The sequence below is a fragment of the Alkalispirochaeta alkalica DSM 8900 genome, assembly GCF_000373545.1.
Lineage (GTDB): Bacteria > Spirochaetota > Spirochaetia > DSM-27196 > Alkalispirochaetaceae > Alkalispirochaeta > Alkalispirochaeta alkalica.
Map to the genome: position 1 here is coordinate 16,902 of NZ_KB891699.1, position 21,275 is coordinate 38,176.

The window sequence follows — 21,275 nt, forward strand, 5'->3', positions numbered from 1 at the left end:
GGGGTCCGCCCTTTCCGGCGGTGCGGTTCCCCCGGGGTGTTCGAGGAATGCAAGGAGGGGCTGATGAAACGGTATATATGGGTGGGGGTGATTTTTCTGCTGGCTGGAGGGGTTGTCTTCCCGAGGGGCACCTTCGAGCGCTCCTCATCTCGCAGGGACGAGACTCCGGTGGAGGCCAAGGATCCTCCCGGGGAGGTTGATGGGGAAGGGGAGGTTCAGGATGCTCCGCTTTGGGTGCAACTCCTGCAGGAGGGGAAGCTCCGGGAGCTCCAGGACCAGTATCCCGGTTCTATCGTCGGGGTAGGGCAGGGCCAGAATCGCTCGCAGGCCGAGGCCGCTGCTGCCGTGGATTTTGCAGGAAACCTTTCCACCGAAGTGAGTGCCTCCGTGGTTGACCGCGAGGTTGCCACCCCCGAGGGAACCGATTTTCTTCAGAAGGTGGAGTCCGAGGTTCGCAGCCAGGCGGTGATCTCCGGTATCCGCCCCGAGGCCTGGCGCCATCCTGCCAGCGGGATCTGGTACGCAAAGATACGCACAACCCACGAGGAGTATCGGGCAAAGCTGGCCGAGTGGGCGCGTACCATGGCAGAGATGGGCGAGGCCGAGCGGGAACGGCAACTCCAGGCCCTGCGTGACGAGGAGGCCCGGGTTGTGCAGCGCCAGAAGGAGATCGAACTGGACAAGATGCGGGAGCAGGTCCGGCTGGCAGACCGGCGCATGCGGGCCGAGCGGCACCGGGAGTTTCTGGACCACTCCCTGATGAGTCGCGAACGGCGGCTTCCCACGGGCTATCTTCCCGAGGCGATCGAGATCAACCTGGCCTATACGGGGTCAGAGGACGAGCGGGCGGCGGATTTCTCGGTGGACAAGACGGTGCTGAGGTTGTTTCTGGTCGGTCTGGACGGTCAGGGGGTCTACGATACCGACGAATCCGATCTGGCCGTGGAGCTCACGGGGCGGGCCATGGTTCAGGTGCTCTCCCGGGCGGGGCTTGTTACCAGCACTACCATCGGTTTGGGAGGGTTTGGAAGAGCCTCCCTGGGAGGCGCCAAGGATCGTGAGTGGGATGAGGAGGGATCGTGGCTCGCCGGGCCCTTTGTGGTGGTCGATATCCTCATTCCGGCACTGCTCCACACGCGGTACAGCCTCTACGCGGGGACCGATTACGCCCAGGCGCGGGTGGGGTGGTATCCCTTCTGGTGGGCCATCCAGGAAGCTGTAGGGGTTCACCTGGCCGCTACCTACGATGTGGACGACGACGACGCCCACTGGGGGGCGGGGCTGGCCTTTCGGCCGGCCGAGGCGATACGGATCTTCCTGGAATCGGAGAACCTTTCCTATCTGCGGGGGGGGATCACCTTTTCTTACTGATGGCTGATTGCTTTTGTGTTTCTGTCGGCCCTGGCTGCGGCCCCTGTTGCGGGCCGGGCCGCGCAGGTGACCGTGGCGTGGGACACCGCCGGACCGCTACCCCGCAACCGGGTAGCGATCGGCAAGGGTGCCCTGGACAACGGGGCTAGACCTCGAAGCTCCTCAGCATGGTCTGCTGGGCCGCCGAGGATGCCGCCAGGGACTGGCTGCAGGCAAAGACGGCGTCCATGGCCCGGGAGATCTCCTCCTGGGCTTCTTCCACCTCCCGGATGTCGCTGACCAGGTGGTTCAGTCCCGATTCGAACTCCTCCGTGGAGAGGTCTACCTTCTGGAGTTGCTCCCGCACCGTCTCCAGGTGGTGCCGAACGGAGTTGATGGTGGAGGTGTTGTGCTCCATCTGGGAGAGGATCGACTGAAAGACCTCCTCCATCCGCTTGGAGGTCTCCCGGTTCCGCTGGATCGACTGGACGCTGGTATCCACCGTGGAGGAGACCTCCCGGATATTCTCTACCACTTCTCCCAGGTGGGTCTCGATCCGGTCGCTCGTCTGGGTTGACTGGGCCGAGAGGGCACGGATCTCGTCGGCCACCACGGCGAACCCCCGGCCGGCCTCGCCCGCCCGGGCAGATTCGATCGCGGCGTTCATGGCGAGCATGTGGGTTCGGTCGCCGATGTCCTTGATCGCCTGGATCAGTTGCAGTACGTCCTGGGACCGGCCGGCGAGTTTTTCCACAACGCTGGCGGTATTGCTGATCGCCGAGACGGTCTTGTCGGTTTCGGCGATTCCCTGGTTGATCGTGGAACCGCCCTCCTCCGAGGCGACCCGGATCTGTTCTGCCCGGGCCACCATCTCGGGGAGCGTCTGGGCCATTCCCTCCAGGGCAGAGCGGAGCTCCGAACTCGCCTCGGTAATACGGCGGCTCGCTTTCTCCTGGGTCAGGGATTGCTCCTTCAGGCTGGTGGCGGCAGCCTCGACCCGTTTCAGTACCTGACCCGACCGGTCGGCTCCCGCCGAGAGATCATCGGCGGCGGAGCCCACGATGCGCGCCTGGGAGCGGATCGAGAAGATCATTTCCCGCAGCGACGCCGGTTCCTGGTTACAGGTGGCCACCACGACCCCCGCGTCGGCGGCCTCGTTGATCGTGGGGATCAGCTGGTCCGAAAAGACGGGGACCACCAGGCCGTGGACCCCGTTTTTTGCTGCCCGGCGGATCATCCGGTGCCACTGCTCGAGGTCGTAGGGTTTTGAGGGGTCGTCGGGGAGGGCCACCGTGACCTGGACGCCCAGATTCTTGAGTTCCTGCTGCGCCTCCTGGGCTCCCAGTTCCACGGTGTTCCAGAAGTCGTAGTTCTTTGGAAGGAGATAGGTGATCTTCAGGAGCCGGTCGGGCCGTTTGGTGGAGAGTTGCGCCCGGTCCTCCCTGTCGATGGGGTTTGCCAGCATGGCCCGGTAGTTCTCCTGGTTCAGGGTCTTGGGAAGGATGAACTGCCGGGGTGTTTCCGGTTTCCAGCCACTCACCAGGTGGTTGTAGATGTGGATCATGGGGTTAAAGCCCTGGAGGTACGGGTCCTGGGTGAGGGTTGCGTCCAGGTGGCCCGACTCGAAGAAGGAGAGAAAATCCTTCCGGCGACCGTGGGCCACCAGGACTGCCCGGCTTGGTGAAAACTGCTCCTGGATCGCCTTGAGGACGGCCTCGGTGGAGGCTTCCTCGAGCTGGTACACGGCGGTGATGGAGGGGTCGTTGCGCAGGACCTCGCAGATTCCCGTGATCGCGCGTTCGGCGTTGCGGCCACTGTAAATTACCTGCCCCAGGTCGACCCCGGCAAACTCCGTGTTCAGGGTGCTGGTGAACCCCCGCTCGCGCAGAACCGAGTAGTTGGTGGAGTGATCCACGGCGACGATGGCCACTCGGCCCTTGCCGCCACAGAGTTCCCCGATCAGGCGGGCTGCCCGCTGGCCGTGGGCAAAGTCGTCGATGCCCGTGTAGATCAGGCGCCTGATGGGTACCGCCGTGAGCGACGTGGCCGCGTCGGTGGTCGCCGAGAGCTGTTCTGCCAGTTCATTGTAGGCTTCCCGGGCTACGGCGCAACTGCCCCAGGACTGCGAGTCTGTCTCCCAGCGACGGGGCTTCTGCGGTGGCGAGGTGTTGAGCCGCCCTTTTGCCACGTCCCAGAGGAGCCGCGAGATCGGTCGAGCCGATTCGGTGATGGCCTCCCTGATGTGCGTTACCAGTTCTGCCTGTTCACGCCTCAGGAGGCGTTGCCTTACCAGGGCGTATCCCAGAAAGAGCATCGCCGCCGCTGCCAGAAGCGGTTCCGCCATTCCTCCCTGCACCCAAAGGCCCCCCCCCGCCAGGAGAAGGGCCACACCCCCGAACAATACTACCGTAGCCATACGAGAAAATATGTTACCACCGATGTGACGAATGTGCAAATTAAAGTTATAGTCCCCTGGAGAGTTTATTCGCTTCCATGATCTTTTTCAGACTCCGGCGAGGATCCTGGCCGGGCCTCGGCACCCCGGGGCAGCAGAAGATGGACCACCACCTGTTCCCCTTCCTGCCCGATGGTGATCGTTCCCCTGTGGCGCTCCACGATCGCCCTGGTGATGGCCAGGCCCAGCCCGGACCCGGGAGACGATCGGCTTCGGTCGCCCCGGTAGAGACGGTCAAAGAGGTGATCCCGGTCCTTTTCGGGTATCCACCCCCTGTTTTGTATGGTCAGGTGCAGGTCCCGGGCCCTTGCAGAGAGTTGTATCGCCACGGCTTCGGAGGAATCACCGTGGATCAGGGCGTTTTCCAGAAGGTTTGTCAGGGCCCGGAGCAGGAGATTTCTGTCGCCCCGACACCAGGCCGGTTCGGCCTCGATCGTCCAGAGGTCGTGCTCGCCCGGGGCCTTGCCGGGCGTGGCCTCTCCCGATGGATCGGCCAGCATATCTCTCTCACTCCGGCGCGAGATCCCTTCGGCAGCGGCGGTGATCAGCTGGTCCAGGCGGAGGGGGGCCTCCTCCAGAGAGAGTTCCGGTGATTCCACCCAGCTCAACTCCCGCAGGGCTCGCACCAGTTCTTCTACCCGTCGGACCTCGCAGAAGAGGGACCGCAACCGTTCCGGTTCGGGCGCCAGGACGCCCTCGATCATTCCCTCGATCTGCGAGGCCAGGGCGGCGATGGGCGTTCTCAGGTCGTGGGAGATGTCCTGCATCCACTGCCGCCGCAGCTGTTCTGCCCGGGTCAGCTGACTCTGGAGTTCCCGGGCTGCATCGGCTATGGCCCGGAGCTCCTGGGCCCCCTCGCGGGGAAAGGAAACGTGGCGGCTCCCCGATGCCAGATCGCCCAGACCGGTGGCGAGCTTGCTCGCCTGGGAGGTGAGGTGCTGCGAGATCAACCCCGCCCCCGCCAGGGCGAGGGCGAGAGAGAGGATGAGCGCCACGGCCGCTGTGAGAATCAGGGAGTTGATGAACTGGCGGTTCGAGAGGTCGTTGTAAAACCCCAGGGTATCCACCGAGAGATAGGCCACCAGGTGTTCCTGGTCGAACACGGCCAGGGCGGGGTTCCTGGTTTTGCCCAGGGCAGAAAGAAGGGGGGCCGTGGCTTCGGTGTCCTCGGGATCGATTCTGGTGCCCTGGTGGTAGATAAAGAGAGGCTCCCGTTGGGGGTCCAGAACCACCAGGGAGACGCCGGGGGTGAGGAACCGGGCCAGGGACGACGAGAGCCCCTCCTCCTGGANCTCTCCCTCTACGCGGACCACCCGGAGTATTTCCCGGGAGAAGGTGCTCTGGAGATGGCGGGTCCGGTTCACGTTCCAGAGGGTCACCGACCGGCGCAGGCCCATCAGGAAAATCACCCCCAGGACGATGCTCAGGAGCAGCAGGGCCCCGGCCATTCCCAGAAAGGTCCGGCCAAAGAGGGTTCGCGCGGAGCCTCTGTTCAAGAGCCTTCCCCCGCAAAGCGATAGCCGTAGCCGCGAACCGTTTCGAACCAGTCGGGGTCCGCCAGTTTCCCCCGAAGGTTCGAGAGATGGGTGTCCACGGTTCGTTCGGAACCGTTGTGAAGATGGCCCAGACAGTTCGAGAGTATCGACTCTCGCGAGACCACGCGGGGGGCCCGGGTGGCGCAGTACCAGAGAATCTCCCACTCCCCGGTGGTGAGAGAGAGCGTCTCGCCCTGGAGGAGGGCGATCCTGGTGGCCCGGTTCAGTTCCAGGGTCATGCCCTTGTGGCTCCATCGTCCCCGTTCGGACTCTTCCTGCGGAAGCGATCCTCCCCGGCGGAGGAGGGCCTGGACGCGAAGGACCAGCTCCTTGTTGGAAAAGGGTTTCACCACGTAGTCGTCGGCTCCGAGCTCGAACCCCGTGATGCGGTCCGATTCTGCGTCCCGGGCAGAGAGAAAGAGCAGGGGGACCGCCGAGTGTGCGCGCAGTCGTTTTGCCAGAAGAAAGCCGTCGCCGTCGGGGAGCATGATGTCCAGGATAATCAGGTCCGGCTGCCGCGACGAGAGGGCTTCCAGAACTCCCGTTACCCCGGGGAACTCCAGGACCTGATGACCCTCGAGCTGCAGGTACTGCGAGACAGCTTCCCGAATGTTCCGGTTATCTTCAACGATGATGATCCGGGCCATGGCGTTACTCCTCTCCCTGATGCGTTTTATGATAGGTGAAGTGGCGGAACCGGCGCTCCCGGGTCACCGCCGTGAGTTGGTCCCCCCTGGTTCTCACGTTCCAGATCGTCCTGGTTGTCCAGTTTCCGTGATCGTCGTATTCGTACTGGTAGTATCGGGCGGTGTGAACTGTGTCGGCGGGGATGTCCGTTCTGTGGAGGAGGGGATTTCCGAACTGGTCGTACTGAAATTCCTCCCGCCGCAGGAGGGTTCCATCGCTGTCGGTCTCCTCGATACGAAGGGGGTTCTCCCCCTGGTTGTACCGGTAGGTGGTGATCGTGGTCGTCCGGGCTGCGGTATCCCGCTCTTCTTCGCGGATGATCCGTCCCTGGCTGTCGTAGAGGCGCGATCCCTCGGTTATGATCCGCCCGTCGGGGTAGTAGAGGGACCAGTCTTCCCCGGGGGTCTCGCTGGTGCGGAGCCGTTGCATCCACCAGAGGACCTCTCCCGAGGAGTCGTAGGCCGATTCCTCCACCCGGACCGTATCCCCCTCCTGCCGGGAGGTAAAGGCCCGCTGGCCCGTTATGGTTTCTCCCGGGCCGTATTCCGTTTCCTGGAGGAGGGTTCCCTCCTGATCGTAGCGATACCGGTAGCCCCAGATGATCTGTCCCGAGGGGTCCCGGGCCAGCCAGTGCTCGAGCATTCCCTGGTCGTTGTAGGAAAAGTGCTGTGTCACCGGCGCGTCGGGGTCGGGAATGTGCCGCACGAGTTCTGTCAGCTTCCCCTGGTGGTCAAACCGGTAGCGATGGACCAGCTCTTCCTGGTCCTCCTCCTCCCCGAGAAGGTATTCCCGGACCTCCACCACCGGTCCCCGGGGCTCCCAGCGGGGATCCCGGGGCGCCGGGGTTCCCCCCTGAAGAAGTGCGGGGGTCAGGAAGGGCAGAAGGATGGCGATGATCGTCAGCTTCATAGGTGGTACATCCTAGCAGGAGTGGCCCCCGGGTATCACGCGGTTGGGCTATTCCGGCCGGGTATCTTGACGCAATCTTAACACGTCGTGGCGGGGACCTTGAACCCGCTCTGGTAGGTTAGGTCTCACAAGATTCGGGAGAACGGGAAGGACGATTCCCGGGAAAGTTGCCGGATGGGACCTTCGAACCGGAGTCCCGGCGGAGAAATCTCCGAAGGGAAATCCGAGAGGAGAAATCTCCGAAGGGAGAAATGATGGCGGATAGGCCAGTTCAGAAAGGAGTTCAGATTATGAGGATCGCGAAAACAACGAGGAAGAGTACGAAAAGAGACGGGGCGGCATCGATGGTGACCGGAAAAAACACGGTCGCCCTCCTGGCGGTGCTTCTCGCCCTGGTTTTTGTCGGGGGTGTGAGNGCCCAGGCGGAACAGCCTGCTCCGGCGTCTGAGGTGAGTGGTGCCGAGGTAGAACAGTTCGCCCAGGCCCTGCAGGGCATCCAGGGCGCCCAGGAAGAGGTCCAGCAGGACATGGAGCGNATTGTGGGCGGTTCTTCCCTGGGAGAGGAGCGGTTCGGAGAGATCCACGACGCGGTGAATACCACCGGTGATGTCCCCGGCGATGCCTCGGAGGGCGAGGTCGAGAGCTACAGTGCCATCGTCCAGGAGCTCTCGGCGATCCAGCAGGACTTGCAGATGCAGATGGCCTCGATCGTGGAAGACCATGGGCTGGATGTGGAACGGTTCAACGCGATCGTTATGGCGATCCAGCAGGACGAGCAGCTCTGGGAGCGGGTTCAGGCCTCGATGAACTGAGTTCCCGAAGGGGAAGTCCGAGGGAGGAGGCGAACCTCCTCCCTCCCGATTCATCCCCTTGACCTTTGATCCCTCTTCCCGCCCATAATTCGTTCCCATGAAACAGCCCTTACGCAGCAATACAACCACCTTCGGCCGTCTGATGGCGGGAGCCCGCAGCCTCTGGCGGGCGAACGGTATGGATCAGAGCCAGTTCGGCAAGCCGATCATCGCGATCGCCAACTCCTTTACCCAGTTTGTGCCGGGCCATGTCCATCTTCACGAGATCGGTCAGGAGGTAAAGCGCAAGATCGAGGCTGCAGGGTGTTTTGCAGCGGAGTTCAATACCATCGCCATCGACGACGGTATCGCCATGGGCCACGGAGGAATGCTCTATTCTCTTCCAAGCCGGGACCTGATCGCCGACAGCGTGGAGTATATGGTGAATGCTCACCAGGCCGATGCTCTTGTGTGCATCAGCAACTGCGACAAGATAACGCCGGGGATGCTCATGGCTGCCATGCGGCTCAATATTCCCGCGATCTTTGTCTCGGGAGGGCCCATGGAAGCGGGGCGGGCCCACGGCCGGGGGTACGATCTGGTGGATGCCATGGTTATGGCCGCCGACGATTCCGTGGACGAGGAGCTTCTTCAGGAGGTGGAGGAGAACGCCTGCCCCACCTGCGGGTCCTGTTCGGGGATGTTCACGGCTAACTCCATGAACTGTCTCAACGAGGCCCTGGGGCTCGCCTTGCCGGGGAACGGCACGGTGGTTGCCACGCACCGGAAGCGGAAAGAGCTTTTTGACCGGGCCGCCGGGAGGATTGTGGAGCTCTGCGAGGCCTGGTACGGCCGGGGAGATGCCTCGGTGCTCCCCAGATCGATCGCGGGGAAGGCCACCTTCGAGAACGCCATGACGCTGGATATCGCCATGGGCGGAAGCACAAATACGGTGCTCCACATTCTTGCCATCGCCCACGAGGCGGGTGTGGATTTTACCATGAAGGATATCGATCGCCTGAGCCGCAGGACGCCGAACCTCTGCAAGGTCTCCCCCTCCAGTGCCTGGCACATCGAGGATGTGAACCGGGCAGGGGGGATCATGGGCATCATGGGTGAGCTGGACCGGCTGGGGCTCCTCGATACCTCGGTAAACCGGGCCGACGGTCTCACCCTGGCCGAAGCGCTCGATCGCTACGATGTGATGCGCCCCGGCGCTTCTGCCGAGGCGCGGGATCTCTACGCAGCTGCTCCCGGAGGAAAACGGGGGGACCTCGTCATGGGGAGCCATACCACCGCCTATCCGGCCCTCGATCTGGATCGTCAGGAGGGGTGCATCCGGGATGCCGACCACGCCTATAGCACCCAGGGGGGGCTGGCGGTGCTTTTCGGGAACCTCGCTCCCGAGGGGTGTATCATTAAAACCGCCGGGGTGGACCCCTCGGTCTTTTCCTTCGCCGGGACGGCCCNGGTCTTTGAATCCCAGGATACGGCTGTGGAGGCGATTCTGAAGGGAGTCGTTCAGGCAGGCGACGTGGTGATTATTCGCTACGAGGGGCCCCGGGGAGGCCCGGGAATGCAGGAGATGCTCTATCCCACGAGCTATATCAAGAGCATGAAACTCGACAAGGTCTGCGCGCTGATCACGGATGGGCGGTTTTCCGGGGGGACCAGCGGTCTTTCGATTGGTCACGTTTCGCCCGAAGCGGCTGCGGGGGGGGCGATCGCCCTGGTCCGCGACGGGGACCGGATCGAGATCGATATCGAAGCGCGGCGGATTCATCTGGCCGTGAGCGACGACGACCTGGCGGAGCGCCGGGCCGGGGAAGAGGGGCGCGGNACCGGGGCGTATACGCCGCGTGACCGGGACCGGCCTGTATCGGTGGCGCTCCGCAGCTACGCCTGCTTTGCCCAGAGCGCCCACACGGGGGCGGTGAGGATCGTTCCCGGCTCCTGATCCGGAGCGGGGTCCTGATCCGCAGGGCGGCACCCCGGTGGCGCGCCCCCGCGGGGCTCCGGAGGACCGGGCGCGTACCCGGGGGCCGGATGAGTCCGGCCCTGACGCTGCGTTTCAGGGACCCTGCGTTTCAGGCCCCCGCGCCCTGCATGACCCTCAGGTGACCTGATCGAACTCGGCGGTGATCTCCGCCGCCGGGGGATTCCCCAGAAGACTGACCCCCACGATGGCCGCCAGGGAGAAGAGAAAGCCCGGCACAATTTCGTAGAGATCGAAGATTCCTCCCGAGAGGTTATACCAGACGATCACCGTCACGCCTCCCGCGATCAGCCCCGCCAGGGCTCCGTTGCGGGTCATGCGTCGCCAGAAGAGCGAGAGGAGCACGATGGGGCCAAAGGTGGCTCCAAACCCACCCCAGGCGTAGCTCACCAGCCCCAGGACGGTACTTTCGGGGTCCACCGCGATGAGCGAGGCGACGATCGCCACGGCGATGACGGAAAAGCGGCTGATCCAGACCAGTTCGCTCTGACTCGCCCGGTTCCGCAGAAGTACCGCGTAGAGGTCTTCCGTGAGGGCGCTGGAGGTGACCAGGAGCTGGCTGTCGGCGGTGCTCATGATCGCCGCAAGGATGGCCGAGAGGAAAATTCCGGCCAGGAGGGGCGGAATCACCCCGTCGATGAGGTGAATGAAGACCTGTTCGGAGTTTGCCTCGGGAGGCATGAAGCTCCCCCCCGAGGCGATTCCGATCAGACCCACCAGAACCGCTCCGGTGAGGCTGATCACTACCCAGGTCGAGGCGATCCTGCGGGCCGGGGCAACCTCGTCGGCGCTGCGGATCGCCATAAACCGGGCCAGAATGTGGGGCTGTCCGAAGTACCCCAGCCCCCAGGCCAGGAGGGAGACGATCGCGATGATTCCCAGGGGAGACCCGTCGGTGGCGGTGAAGATGTTCAGGAACTCCGGGTTTGCCAGGCGGACGGCCTCGAAGGTCCCGGCGGGGCCCCCGGCGAAGCCGAATCCGACCAGGGGCACGATGGTGATGGCGAAGAACATGAGGATTCCCTGGATGAAGTCCGTCCAGGAGACGGCGGTGAACCCTCCCAGGAAGGTATATCCGATGATCACCACCGCACCGATCAGCAGCCCCGTGGTGTAGGGCAGATTAAAGATCGCGCTGAAGAGGATCGCTCCGGCCACAAAGCCCGAGGAGGTGTAGATCAGGAAGAAGACGAGAATAAAGATCGACGAGACGATGCGCAACACCCGGGAGGTGTCCCGGAAGCGACTCTCGAAATAGTCGGGCAGGGTGATGGAGTCACCGGAGATCTCGGTGTAGGTGCGGAGCCGTCGGGCGATAAAGCGCCAGTTCAGGTAGGTTCCCAGGGCCAGGCCGAAGGCGATCCAGAAGGCTTCCAGCCCCGCCAGGTAGGCGTAGCCGGGTAGCCCCATGAGGAGCCAGCCGCTCATGTCCGAGGCCTGGGCGCTGAGAGAGGTGACCCAGTAGTTGAGTTTTCGCCCTCCCAGGATGTAGTCGGAGAGATCGGTGGTGCGCCGGTAGAAGATGGCCCCCACGGCCATCATGAGTACAAGATACAATACAAAGGTTACCACGATCGACGGATTGGCCTCTGCCATGAATACCCCCTCTGGTGTGTCGTGTCAGGTCTGTTTTTCTTCGTGCCGGGCTCGGTGACCGCGCGGGTTCCTCCCGGTGCAACCCAGTCGAATGCATAGGTATGCAGAAAAGCGAATAATATCGGGAGGAAAGGTCCGTTTCAACCCGCACGATCCCGGAAAGGGGGTGGAGAGAGTCCCNGGGCGACCTGGGGGCTGGAGGTCCGGTTCCTGCAGGGAGCCGTCCTGGATACAGGGGCTCACCTACAGGATCTTACACACAGGATCTTACACACAGGGTCTCACAGGCGTGATTCGATTCAACCTCGGCGGCAGAGGCCCGGCTCCTGCAGGACCACCCCCGGTCGGCGGGGAACCAGCGCTACGGCGCTTCCGGGAGGGAGATCGCAGGTGTAATCGGTGTGAACGAGGAATTCCTGGTTCATGAAGGCCACGCGGTAGGTCAGGTCGTGGCCCCGGAACTCCCGGGAGGTGATCCGGGGGGAATCGTTCCGGGAACGGGCCGCCGCGAGGGGCTGGAGCGTGAGGTGTTCCGGTCTGAGCGAGAGGAGAACCGACCCCTCCGCAGCGGGATGGATGGCGATGTCGCCCAGGTCGGTTCTGGCTGTTGTTCCCCGGGCGGTGCCTCGCAGCAGGTTTGCCCTGCCCAGAAACTGCGCCACAAAGGGCGTCCGGGGGGTGAGGTACACCTCCTCGGGCGTGCCCCGCTGCTCGAGGGTTCCGGCGTTCATCACTCCCAGGGTATCGCAGAAGGAGAGGGCCTCCTCCTGGTCGTGGGTCACCAGGATAGCGCTCATCTCGGCGCACTTCAGGAGGGAGCGCACCTCGGCTCGGGTGCTCTCCCGGAGGGCTGCGTCGAGGTTGGAGAAGGGTTCGTCCAGGAGAATCAGCTCCGGCTCGGCTGCCAGGGTCCGGGCCAGGGCGACCCGCTGCTGCTGCCCTCCCGAGAGTTCGTGGGGGAACCGTCCTTCTTCCCGGGAGAGCCCCACCAGGGCGAGCAGATCCCGGGCCTTGCCTTTCCGGATGGCCCGTTTCTTCCGGTGCAGGGCGAAGACCAGGTTGTCCAGGACGGTGCGGTTGGGAAAGAGAGCGTAATCCTGGAAAACAAAGCCGATACGTCGCCGTTCCGGGGGAAGGGATGCCACGGAGGTTCCCTCCAGAAAGATCTCCCCCCCATCGGGGCGGGTGAATCCGGCGATCATCCGGAGGGTTGTCGTTTTGCCACACCCGCTCGGTCCCAGGAGCCCCAGAATTTCCCCCGTCCTGAGGTGAAACGAGACATCCTGTACCGCCGGAGGTGACGAAGGGTCGAAGCGCTTGGTGAGGCCCTGTATGTCCAGGTGATGTATGGGGCGTTCCCGATGGTTCACGGGGCTCCTCCTTGTAAGGGGTTCCCGGGTAGCGTTTTCCGGGACAGGGGCGCCCGGGATAGATCCTCCCGGGGGGTGGTCTTGCCTGAAGCGTCTGAGGGTTCCTGGTTGTGGGGAGATTCCGACCGGACCAGGAGTCCCACAAAGAGGCTCGAGAAGAGCACGATCGCTGCGGCGTAGGGTGCCGCCTCGGCCAGAAGGGCCTCGGAGGTCCTGGAGAAGACGGCCGTGCTGAGGGTGGTGAATCCTGTGGGGGCCAGGAGAACCGCCAGGGGGAGTTCTTTCATGACCATGACAAAGACCAGGGTCAGGGCGGCGAAGATACCCTTGCGCAGAAGGGGGAAGAGGGCCAGACAGAAGGCCGCCACCCGGGACCTTCCCAGACTCCGGGCTGCCTCCTCCAGGTTGCGGGGGGCCGCCATGAGGGAGTTTCTGATGGGCCCCATGGCCAGGGCCAGAAAATTGAGGCCGTAGGTGAGGATCAGGAGCGTTCTGGTCTGGTAGAGGGCCGGCACCGCCCGGAGCGAGAAAAACACCATGGCCAGGCCCAGGGCGAGGGGGGGGACGGCGTAGCCCGTGAAGGCGATCCGTTCCGCTGCCCGGGAACCCCGCGAGGGGTAGCGGACCCGCAGGTACGCCAGGGGCAACGCCGCTGCGACAGCCACGAGGGCCGAGGGAACCGCCGCCGAGAGGCTGTTCCCGAAGGCGGCGGCTACCCGGGGAAGTTCTGCCCAGGGAGGTTGAAGCCTCATCCAGTGAAGCAGAATGAGAGCGGGCAGCCCCACCGATGAGACCAGAACGGCGGCTACAAAGAGCAGGGCCAGGGGCATCTTCCATCCCAGGGGTATCTGTCGGGGTCGACGGGAGACACCGGAACCCACCCTGGCGAGGTGACTGTTCTTCAGGACCCTGGCCTCCAGGGCCAGGGGCAGCGCCGTGAGTGCCATGAGCATCAGGGCCAGGGCCGCCGCATAGGAGCGGTCGAAGGCGCTGGTGTACTGGGTATAGATCGCGAAACTGAAGACCTCGAACCGCATGAGGGCCACCGCTCCGAAATCACCCAGGGTGTAGATCGAGACGATCAGCGCCCCCGCGATGAGCCCGGGCGTGATCAGGGGGAGCGTAACCCGGAGAAAAACCTGCCAGGGGCTGTAGCCCAGGCTCCGGGCCGCCTCCTCCAGCCCCGGGTCCAGCGAGAGAAAGGCCGAGCGCAGGTTGAGGAAGGTGTAGGGAAAGGCGTAGAGAGTCAGGGCCGCAGCGGCCCCCCCAAGGCCGGAGAGACGCTGCAGGGGAACCCCCAGGGACGCAGCGAGGCCGTTTTGTCCCCCCAGACCGAGCAAGGCGTAGGCCATGACATAGCCGGGGACAGCCAGGGGAAGCACCGCTGCCGTGGTGATCATCCTGGTTCCGGGAAGGTCCGTTCGTGTCACCAGCCAGGCCAGGGGAAGCGCGATCGCCGTGGTGCCGGCCACGACGGCTCCCGTGAGCTGCAGGGTATTTCCCAGAAGCACCCGGGAGCGGCCCCGCAAGATCAGTTCTGCCAGGTGCGTCGGGTCTGCTTCGAGGGTACGGAGCACGAGGTATCCCAGGGGGACCAGCATGGCCAAAGCTATCAGGCCGGGTGGCAGATAGAGGAGCAACGGAGCTGCGGCGCTCCCCCGGGATCTCATGGTCCTTCTCCTTTCCGGGGGAACGCTCAGAGAGCTCCGGCCCGGCGCATGATCGAGAGTGTTCCCTCCAGATCTTCCAGAACATCAAGATTCAGGTTGGGGCTNGCCTGGAGCAACCGCTGGAAGGGCTCCAGCCGGGGGTTCCTGCCAATTCCGTCGATCACGGGGTATTCGTAGATGTGGGACGTGAAGTATTCCTGGGAGCCCTTCTCGAGAAGGAACCGCAGAAACGCTTCGGCACCGGAATCGTTTCGGGCTGAAGCGAGGATCCCCACTCCGGCCACGTTTACCAGATTCCCGATATCGCCGTCGGTAAAGAAGGCCTGTCTCACGGGGAAATCGGGGTCTTCCGCGAGAAAACGGAGAAGATAGTAGTGGTTGGTGATCCCCAGAGCCACTTCACCTGCACCCAGGGCCTCCAGGATCGCCGTGTTGTTCCGATAGGACTGGACATCCCGGGAAATCATCTCCGAGATCCATCGGGCTGTGGCCTCGTCGCCGTGGAGGGCTCTCATTCCCGAGAGGAAGGACTGGAAGGAGCCGTTTGTGGGGGCCCAGGCCACCCGGCCGGCGTACTCGGCACGGGTCAGGTCGAAGATGCTCTCGGGGAGGGGGGTGTCGCCCAGGACCTGGGGGTTATAGGCGATCACCCGTGCCCTGCCACTGGTGGCTACCCAGTCGCCGGAGCTGTTTCGGTACATCCCGGGGAGACCCTCCAGAATATCTTCGGGCAGGGTCTGGAAGAGGCCCCTCCGGGAGAGCGCTCCCAGGGCACCGGCGTCCTGGGCCCAGAAGAGGTCCGCCGGAGAGCGGGTGCCCTCTTCCTGGATGAGCACGGCCAGTTCCGAGGTTCCTCCAAAACGGGTGCGCACGACGATCCCCGTCTCTCTGGTGAACTCCTCGATCAGGGGGGCCACCAGGCTCTCTCCGCGTCCGGAATAGAGCGTTATGCTCGGGGGCTGCTCCGATGCACCCCGGGCGAGCAGGGGCAGGGTGGAGAGGGCAAGAAATCCGGCAGAAACCAGCGCCAGGGCCAGGCGTGGCATTCGCCTCGACATATATATTCTTTCGGTCACGATCAGGTCTCCTTATGCAGGGTCCGGTAAAGTTAGGCAAGGCTACTGAATATTACCTAAAAAGTCAACGATAACGGATCGGAGATATCCCGACGTTCAAATTCAGGATTCCTTAAAGATCCTCTTGACTGATTAATCTGTAATGATTACAATTTAGTTGTTGTTACAATATTGATCTCATTATGGAGTGTTCTATGGCCAGAAACGATGAGTCCTCCCGGAGGATCTCCCGGGACCTGCTCCAGGGGCTCCGGACCGCCGGATATCGCCTGACCCCCCAACGCACCGCCGTATGCGGCGTTCTGGCCAGGCGCGACGATCATCCCACGGCGCAGGCGATCTTCGAGGAACTGAAACCGGACTTCACCTCCCTGAGCCTCACCACGGTCTACCAGACTCTGGATGCCCTGGTGAAAACGGGGGCGATCACCAGTCTGGGTTCCGCCGGGGACGACGCGATTCATTTCGAGGTGAACACCGCTCCCCACATCAATCTGGCGTGTCTCACCTGTCATCGCATCTGCGATCTCGAGAGTCGGGTGGTGCACAAGCTGGAAGAGGAGGTCCAGGCCTCGGTGGGGTCCAGGGTTCTGAGCGGCCGGGTTGTCTATTACAGCGAGTGTCTGGAGTGTGATAACCCCGGGGATTGTCCCTACAACGGTTCTGCCCGCGATGGTGCCGCCACTGGAGATGGCAGGGCTGGAGATGGCAGGGCTGGAGATGGCGCCGCCAGAGATGGCAGGGCTGAAAATACCGGGGCCGGAGATACCCGGGCCGGAGATACGGGAAAGGAGTGTAACCTGTGAAAACGACGATCGAACCTACTGCCGGGGTCTCGCGGTGCCCCGTCCCGCTGGAAGAACGCTGCTGCTGTCTTGTTCTGCATCGCCTGGCCGGGGAGCACCAGGGGATTCTCTCTCTTCGCTACGACACGGCCGGGCCGGAGCTCGAGGTCCGGTACGATCCGGCCCGTTTTGACCCGTTCCGGGAAAAACAGCTCTGGGATGAGGTGGCTCATACCCTGAAGGAGCGGCGTGCCCTCTGCCGGGACAGGGAGAAGCATCCCGTCCGGCGCGGTTGCGGCTATTGCGTGCAGCAGTTGCTGGCGAGCCAGCGCGAAGCGCGCCTGAAGGAGCGGTGCGACTCCGCCACCTGTCCTGCCCTTTCCCTCCTGAGCGACGAGGCGGTGAGCTACCGGGGTGGAATCATGACGATCTCGCCCTCCCGGGAGGAGGGTGATTCCCCCGACGGACCGGGGAAGGAGGCCTGGCCCGGGGAGGAACAGGTGTTTCAGGTGGATCTCTCGCCCTGGCGGGGAGAAGGGGCGCTGGAAGATGACGACCATGACCAGGCCGGGCTCCCCTGGCGGGAGCCCCTCTTTGTAGTGATCAGTCTGGTTTCGCTCGTGGCGGGGGCGGTTCTGGAGAGACTCCTCTCCCCGGGCGCGGTGCCGACCCTCCTTGCCTACGGGGTGTCCTACGGGGCGGGAGGATATTTCGGTCTCCGGGCAGGGCTGGAGACCCTGCGCCAGCGCAGGATCGATGTGGACCTTCTCATGGTTCTGGCTGCCCTGGGAGCTGCCGCGATAGGGGCTCCCTTCGAGGGGGGGCTGCTGCTCTTTCTCTTTTCCCTTTCCAACGTGCTTCAGGATTACGCCCTGGACCGGACCAAAAGCGCGATCCGGAGTCTGGCCCGGCTGCGCCCCGACTGCGCTTTTGTGGTGGAAAGCCCCGACGATCCCCGGGGCGGGCCCGTTCCCGTGGAAACGGTCAGGATAGGGGCCTGCATCCAGGTTCGCCCGGGCGAGCGGATTCCCCTGGATGGGGTGGTTCTGAGGGGAGAGAGCGCCGTCGACCAGTCCAGCGTGACCGGCGAATCGATCCCCGTGGAGAAGGGGCCCGGTCAGGAGGTTCTGGCGGGGACGATCAACCAGGACGGGGCTCTCTTCCTGGAGGTTCGCAAGACCAGCTCCGAGTCCACCATCGCCAGGGTGATCACCCTGGTGGAGGAGGCCAGGGTGAATCAGGCCAGGACCGAGCGTTTCCTGGACCGGTTCGAGCAGTTCTACGCGCTGGGGGTAATTCTGGTCACCCTCATGGCCGCCGCTGCGCCGATTCTCCTGGGGGGTATGGCCTGGCAGGAGAGTGTCTACAAGGCGATCACCTTCATGGTCGCGGCGAGCCCCTGCGCGCTTATCATCAGTACCCCCGCATCGATCCTCTCGGCCATCGGAAACGGGGCCCGGCGGGGCATCCTCTTCAAGGGGGGCGTTCATGTGGAACAGGCGGGAACTGTAGCGGTGGTGGCCTTCGACAAGACGGGGACCCTCACCGAGGGGCGCCCCCGCCTGAGCGATGTCCACTCCGTGAGCGACCTCCCGCGAGAGGAAGTGCTGCGAATCGCGGCAGCCCTGGAAGCCCGGAGCGAGCACGTGATCGCCAGAGCCGTGGTAGAGGCAGCCCGCGAGGAGGAGATGGAGATCCCCCCCGTGGAGGGGTTTCGCAACGAGGCGGGGATCGGGGTTCGGGGTACGGTAGAGGGAAGGGCCGTCCAGCTGGGAAGTCCCGGTTCCTTCGATGAGGGGACGATCCCGCCCGATGCGCGGCGCCGGCTCCGGGAGACGGTGCAGGCCCTGGAGGATCAGGCCAAGACAGCGATCGTTCTGCGGACCCTGGGGGACGCTCCCCGGGTCCTGGGAGTTCTGGCTGTGCAGGACCGGCTTCGGGCCGAGGCTCCTTCGGTTGTCCAGGATCTCCATCGGGCCGGTGTGAAGCGTGTGGTGATGCTCACGGGGGATAACGCCCGCACCGCTGCGGCGATCGCCGCCGAGGCCGGAGTCGACCAGGTCTATTCGGAGTTGATGCCCGAGGACAAGCTCTCGGTGATTCACCGGATACAGCAGGAGCTGGGGCCGGTTGCCATGGTGGGGGATGGTGTCAACGACGCGCCGGCCCTGGCCGGGGCCCGTCTGGGGATCGCCATGGGTGCAGCCGGTACGGATGTGGCGCTCGATACGGCCGATGTGGTGCTGCTTTCGGACAAGCTCGAAAATATCCCCTACCTTATCGCCCTGAGCCGGGCAACGCGCCGGACCCTGGTGACGAATCTCTCGCTGGCCATGGCCCTGATTCTCATGATGGCTGCTGCGGTGTATACAATTGACTTGCCCCTTCCCCTGGCGGTGGTGGGTCACGAGGGGGGGACGGTGCTGGTTTCGCTGAACGGACTGCGGCTTCTCTTCTTCAGGCACCGTGGGTGATTTTCGGGCCCCGCCCGTGATCGCTCGTGATCGCCCGGGGCGATGCGGCGAGGGGCGGTGGCCGACTCGGCGCCGATGGCGGCAAAAAGAGAGAAAAACAGAAGCAGAATAGGGAGAGGAACCATGGACGGAACACGACGGGATTCGATCAGGACAGGCCAGCACGTAGCGGTGGTCCAGAAGCACCACCAGGCCACGGGGGAACTCACCGAGGGAATTGTGGAGCGAATTCTTACCAAGTCGCCTGCGCACCCCCACGGAATCAAGGTGAAGCTCAGTTCCGGCGAAGTGGGGCGGGTAAAGCAGTGTCTGGACTGAGTGGTTCTGGGTAATCCCGGGGGCTGAGTGTGCGGTTCACCTCAAGCCCCCCGAAAGCAGTTCATGCTGCCTCATCTCCCTGGCCAGGGTCATAACGCCGAAGGGGTGCTATCGGAAAAAGTACGAGACGCTCCACACAAACCCATCTCTGATGTACTACAATTTCAGCAGGAGGGTGTTGGAAGGCTTTCGTCCTGTCTCCAGGTAGCTCTGATGCCCGGATGCTCTGGCGTTGAACGAGGAGGCGGTTATGAAGGGATTTCGAAGCTTGCGGGCGCGTATGGCCGTACTGTTTGGCGGGGCAGCGGCAGTTCTGCTCCTGATGATGGCGGTAGTGTTGCTCAGTCAGGTGCAGCTTGTTCAAAGGCGCACCATCGATAGCCTTACCAGCGATGTAGTTACTGCGCGATCCGCCGAAATCAGTCGCTGGGTGCAGGGGCACGTGAACGAGATTCGCGGGTACAGTAATCTCGACATCGTCCGCGGGGCAGATCGTGATCTCGTCGGGGAGTATCTGCGGGGACGGCACGAATCAATCAACCCGGAGCACGATTTTGTGTTTTTCAGTGATCTTGAGGGGAACGCCCCGACCAGCCACGGTGTCGTAGCTAACGTCAGCGAGCGGGATTATTTCCGGGAGATCGTCCATAGAGGCCAGCCCCTGGCGGTAAGCAACGCAATCATCAGCCTGGCCGATGGTTCTGCCATTGTGGCGATTGCACACGAAGTGCGCGATCACGATGGGGAGCTGGCAGGAATTATGGGGGGAGTGATAACCCTGGACATAATATCCCAGGTCGTGTCAGGGATACAATTCGGTGAGGGCGGGTACGGTTTTGTTGTTGATGGATCAGGGCTGGTAGTCGGGCATCCCGATGCTGATCTTCGGATGCAACTGAATGTGCTCGATGCCCCCCGGTACGCCGGCCTCGACCGGATCGGGGAGAAAATGCAGCGGGGTCTGGGGGGAGTGATGGACTACCGGACCCCCGAGGGGACCCGGTACCATGCAGTTTTCTCCCCTGTGGCCGATACACCGGGCTGGTCCGTGGCCTTTGCCATCCCCGATTCTGACATGAATGCCGCTTTTATGAATATTACCCGTATATTTGTGGGGCTTCTGCTGGTGGCTGTGACCATCATGATTGTCATTTCACTGGTCATTGCGAAGCACGTGTCGTCCCCGCTGCAGTCGGCGGTTTCGCTGGCTGGTTTTGTTTCCGATGGCGATCTTGTCAGCGATCTGTCACACGATTTCTCCCGACGTCGGGATGAAATCGGCAATCTTGTGGGTGCCCTGAACACCATGAAGCAGAGATTGCTGGAAATCGTTCAGGGTATCAAAAAATCCGCTTCGGGCGTTAACTCGGGCAGCTTCGGGCTCCGGGATGCTTCAAAAAATCTGGCTGATGGTTCGGAGCAGCTGGCCATTACCGCTCAGCAGTTAAGTCAGGATACGAGCCAGCAGGCCGCATCGGTTGAGGAAATATCGGCGTCCATGGAGGAGATGGCCTCCAACATCCAGCAGAGTGCGGAGAACGCCCAGGCCACTGAGCAGATCGCTCTCCAGGCTGCTACTGAGGCCGGGGACGCCGGGACATCGGTGGCAGGGACGCTGGCAGCCATGAAGCAGATAGCCGAGAAGATTGTGATCATCGAGGATATCGCCCGCGAGACCAATATGCTTTCCCTGAATGCTGCGATTGAGGCCGCCCGGGCCGGGGAGCATGGTAAGGGGTTCGCCGTTGTTGCCGCTCAGGTCCGCAAACTGGCCGAGAACTCCAGTATTGCCGCCAAGGAGATCAGTACCCTCTCCCTGACCTCCGTCCAGGTGGCCGAGAGCGCGGTGGCCATGCTCGACCAGCTTGTTCCGAATATCCGGAAAACGGCAGAGCTGGTGCAGGAGATCTCCTCGTCCAATCGGGAGATGAGNGCGGGGGCCCGGCAGGTGAGCGATGCGATTAACCAGCTGGACCAGGTTGTTCAGCGNAATTCCGCTTCGGCTGAAGAGCTGGCCAGTACCAGTGAAGAGCAATCTTCGCAGGTGCAGGAGATGGCCACCACCGCAGAGGAACTGTCGGCCCAGGCAGACCAGCTGGAGGAAATCGTTGCCTTCTTCAAGATTGCTGCCGAGGCACACCAGCCGGTGGCAGAGCTGGAGTTCACTCCCGAAGGGGGGCAGGTGCAGGGGTGACCCTGCGGTTCCCGAACCCGCCCGGATCTTTCCCGGGGGATCTCTGTTCCCCCGGGCGGGGTCTCCCGG

Annotated in this window: 15 protein-coding genes; 7 read left to right on the plus strand and 8 right to left on the minus strand. The window is 63.4% G+C overall.

The features are described from left to right. The first annotated feature begins 63 nt into the window (after nucleotides 1–63). The gene (locus B071_RS0105355; protein WP_018526077.1) at nucleotides 64–1,371 is read left to right on the plus strand and encodes a hypothetical protein; all 1,308 of its coding nucleotides are present in this window, start codon (nucleotides 64–66) and stop codon (nucleotides 1,369–1,371) included. Between the two features lie 145 nt (nucleotides 1,372–1,516). Here B071_RS0105355 and B071_RS0105360 read toward each other — a convergent pair whose 3' ends face one another. The 4 genes from B071_RS0105360 to B071_RS19550 form a co-directional block, all read right to left on the minus strand. Next, a complete protein-coding gene (locus tag B071_RS0105360; RefSeq protein WP_083914526.1) occupies nucleotides 1,517–3,766 on the minus strand; it encodes a methyl-accepting chemotaxis protein in 2,250 nt (749 codons plus the stop codon). A 65-nt stretch (nucleotides 3,767–3,831) separates the two neighbouring features. After that, nucleotides 3,832–5,253, minus strand: coding sequence for a sensor histidine kinase (locus tag B071_RS0105365; RefSeq protein WP_438829591.1), 1,422 nt, complete (start codon nucleotides 5,251–5,253; stop codon nucleotides 3,832–3,834). Nucleotides 5,254–5,297: 44 nt separating this feature from the next. Beyond that, complete coding sequence (locus tag B071_RS0105370) at nucleotides 5,298–5,987, minus strand: response regulator transcription factor (protein ID WP_018526080.1); 690 nt, start codon at nucleotides 5,985–5,987, stop codon at nucleotides 5,298–5,300. A gap of 4 nt (nucleotides 5,988–5,991) precedes the next feature. Further along, on the minus strand, nucleotides 5,992–6,936 hold the full coding sequence (locus tag B071_RS19550) for a hypothetical protein (protein ID WP_018526081.1): 945 nt from the start codon (nucleotides 6,934–6,936) through the stop codon (nucleotides 5,992–5,994). Between the two features lie 344 nt (nucleotides 6,937–7,280). Here B071_RS19550 and B071_RS0105380 point away from each other — a divergent pair, with 344 nt between their 5' ends. Together B071_RS0105380 and ilvD are read left to right on the plus strand one after the other, a co-directional pair. Continuing rightward, complete coding sequence (locus B071_RS0105380) at nucleotides 7,281–7,748, plus strand: DUF4168 domain-containing protein (RefSeq protein ID WP_157703036.1); 468 nt, start codon at nucleotides 7,281–7,283, stop codon at nucleotides 7,746–7,748. Nucleotides 7,749–7,845: 97 nt separating this feature from the next. Further along, the gene (ilvD, locus tag B071_RS0105385; protein WP_026245005.1) at nucleotides 7,846–9,684 is read left to right on the plus strand and encodes a dihydroxy-acid dehydratase; all 1,839 of its coding nucleotides are present in this window, start codon (nucleotides 7,846–7,848) and stop codon (nucleotides 9,682–9,684) included. A 156-nt stretch (nucleotides 9,685–9,840) separates the two neighbouring features. Here ilvD and putP read toward each other — a convergent pair whose 3' ends face one another. The 4 genes from putP to B071_RS0105405 form a co-directional block, all read right to left on the minus strand. Further along, a complete protein-coding gene (putP, locus tag B071_RS0105390; protein WP_018526084.1) occupies nucleotides 9,841–11,319 on the minus strand; it encodes a sodium/proline symporter PutP in 1,479 nt (492 codons plus the stop codon). 299 nt (nucleotides 11,320–11,618) lie between these two features. Continuing rightward, entirely contained in the window at nucleotides 11,619–12,689 is a 1,071-nt protein-coding gene (locus tag B071_RS0105395) for an ABC transporter ATP-binding protein (RefSeq protein WP_018526085.1), read from the minus strand. After that, nucleotides 12,686–14,359 (minus strand): ABC transporter permease, encoded by a 1,674-nt coding sequence (locus B071_RS0105400; RefSeq protein WP_018526086.1) that lies wholly within the window; start codon nucleotides 14,357–14,359, stop codon nucleotides 12,686–12,688. The genes B071_RS0105395 and B071_RS0105400 overlap by 4 nt, the downstream gene beginning before the upstream one ends. Nucleotides 14,360–14,385: 26 nt before the next feature. After that, nucleotides 14,386–15,417 carry an iron ABC transporter substrate-binding protein gene (locus tag B071_RS0105405; protein WP_018526087.1) on the minus strand — a complete coding sequence of 344 codons (1,032 nt, stop codon included), beginning with the start codon at nucleotides 15,415–15,417 and terminating at the stop codon, nucleotides 14,386–14,388. 212 nt (nucleotides 15,418–15,629) lie between these two features. On the opposite strand from B071_RS0105405, the gene B071_RS16065 reads away from it, so the two are divergent. The 4 genes from B071_RS16065 to B071_RS0105425 all read left to right on the plus strand — a co-directional run bounded on the left by B071_RS16065 (nucleotide 15,630) and on the right by B071_RS0105425 (nucleotide 21,206). Continuing rightward, nucleotides 15,630–16,241, plus strand: a complete 612-nt coding sequence (locus B071_RS16065; protein ID WP_018526088.1) for a Fur family transcriptional regulator — start codon at nucleotides 15,630–15,632, stop codon at nucleotides 16,239–16,241. Next, on the plus strand, nucleotides 16,238–18,694 hold the full coding sequence (locus B071_RS0105415) for a heavy metal translocating P-type ATPase (RefSeq protein ID WP_018526089.1): 2,457 nt from the start codon (nucleotides 16,238–16,240) through the stop codon (nucleotides 18,692–18,694). The genes B071_RS16065 and B071_RS0105415 overlap by 4 nt, the downstream gene beginning before the upstream one ends. A 123-nt stretch (nucleotides 18,695–18,817) precedes the next feature. Beyond that, nucleotides 18,818–19,012 (plus strand): YwbE family protein, encoded by a 195-nt coding sequence (locus B071_RS0105420; protein WP_018526090.1) that lies wholly within the window; start codon nucleotides 18,818–18,820, stop codon nucleotides 19,010–19,012. 325 nt (nucleotides 19,013–19,337) lie between these two features. Beyond that, a complete protein-coding gene (locus B071_RS0105425) occupies nucleotides 19,338–21,206 on the plus strand; it encodes a methyl-accepting chemotaxis protein (RefSeq protein WP_438829592.1) in 1,869 nt (622 codons plus the stop codon). Nucleotides 21,207–21,275 lie beyond the last annotated feature (69 nt).

Coding starts and splice junctions, on each gene's coding strand:
- B071_RS19550 (WP_018526081.1), bottom strand. CDS start 6,936: ATGAAGCTGACGATCATCGCCATCCTTCTGCCCTTCCTGACCCCCGCA.
- putP (WP_018526084.1), bottom strand. CDS start 11,319: ATGGCAGAGGCCAATCCGTCGATCGTGGTAACCTTTGTATTGTATCTT.
- B071_RS0105420 (WP_018526090.1), top strand. CDS start 18,818: ATGGACGGAACACGACGGGATTCGATCAGGACAGGCCAGCACGTAGCG.
- B071_RS0105370 (WP_018526080.1), bottom strand. CDS start 5,987: ATGGCCCGGATCATCATCGTTGAAGATAACCGGAACATTCGGGAAGCT.
- B071_RS0105355 (WP_018526077.1), top strand. CDS start 64: ATGAAACGGTATATATGGGTGGGGGTGATTTTTCTGCTGGCTGGAGGG.
- B071_RS0105400 (WP_018526086.1), bottom strand. CDS start 14,359: ATGAGATCCCGGGGGAGCGCCGCAGCTCCGTTGCTCCTCTATCTGCCA.
- B071_RS0105360 (WP_083914526.1), bottom strand. CDS start 3,766: ATGGCTACGGTAGTATTGTTCGGGGGTGTGGCCCTTCTCCTGGCGGGG.
- B071_RS16065 (WP_018526088.1), top strand. CDS start 15,630: ATGGCCAGAAACGATGAGTCCTCCCGGAGGATCTCCCGGGACCTGCTC.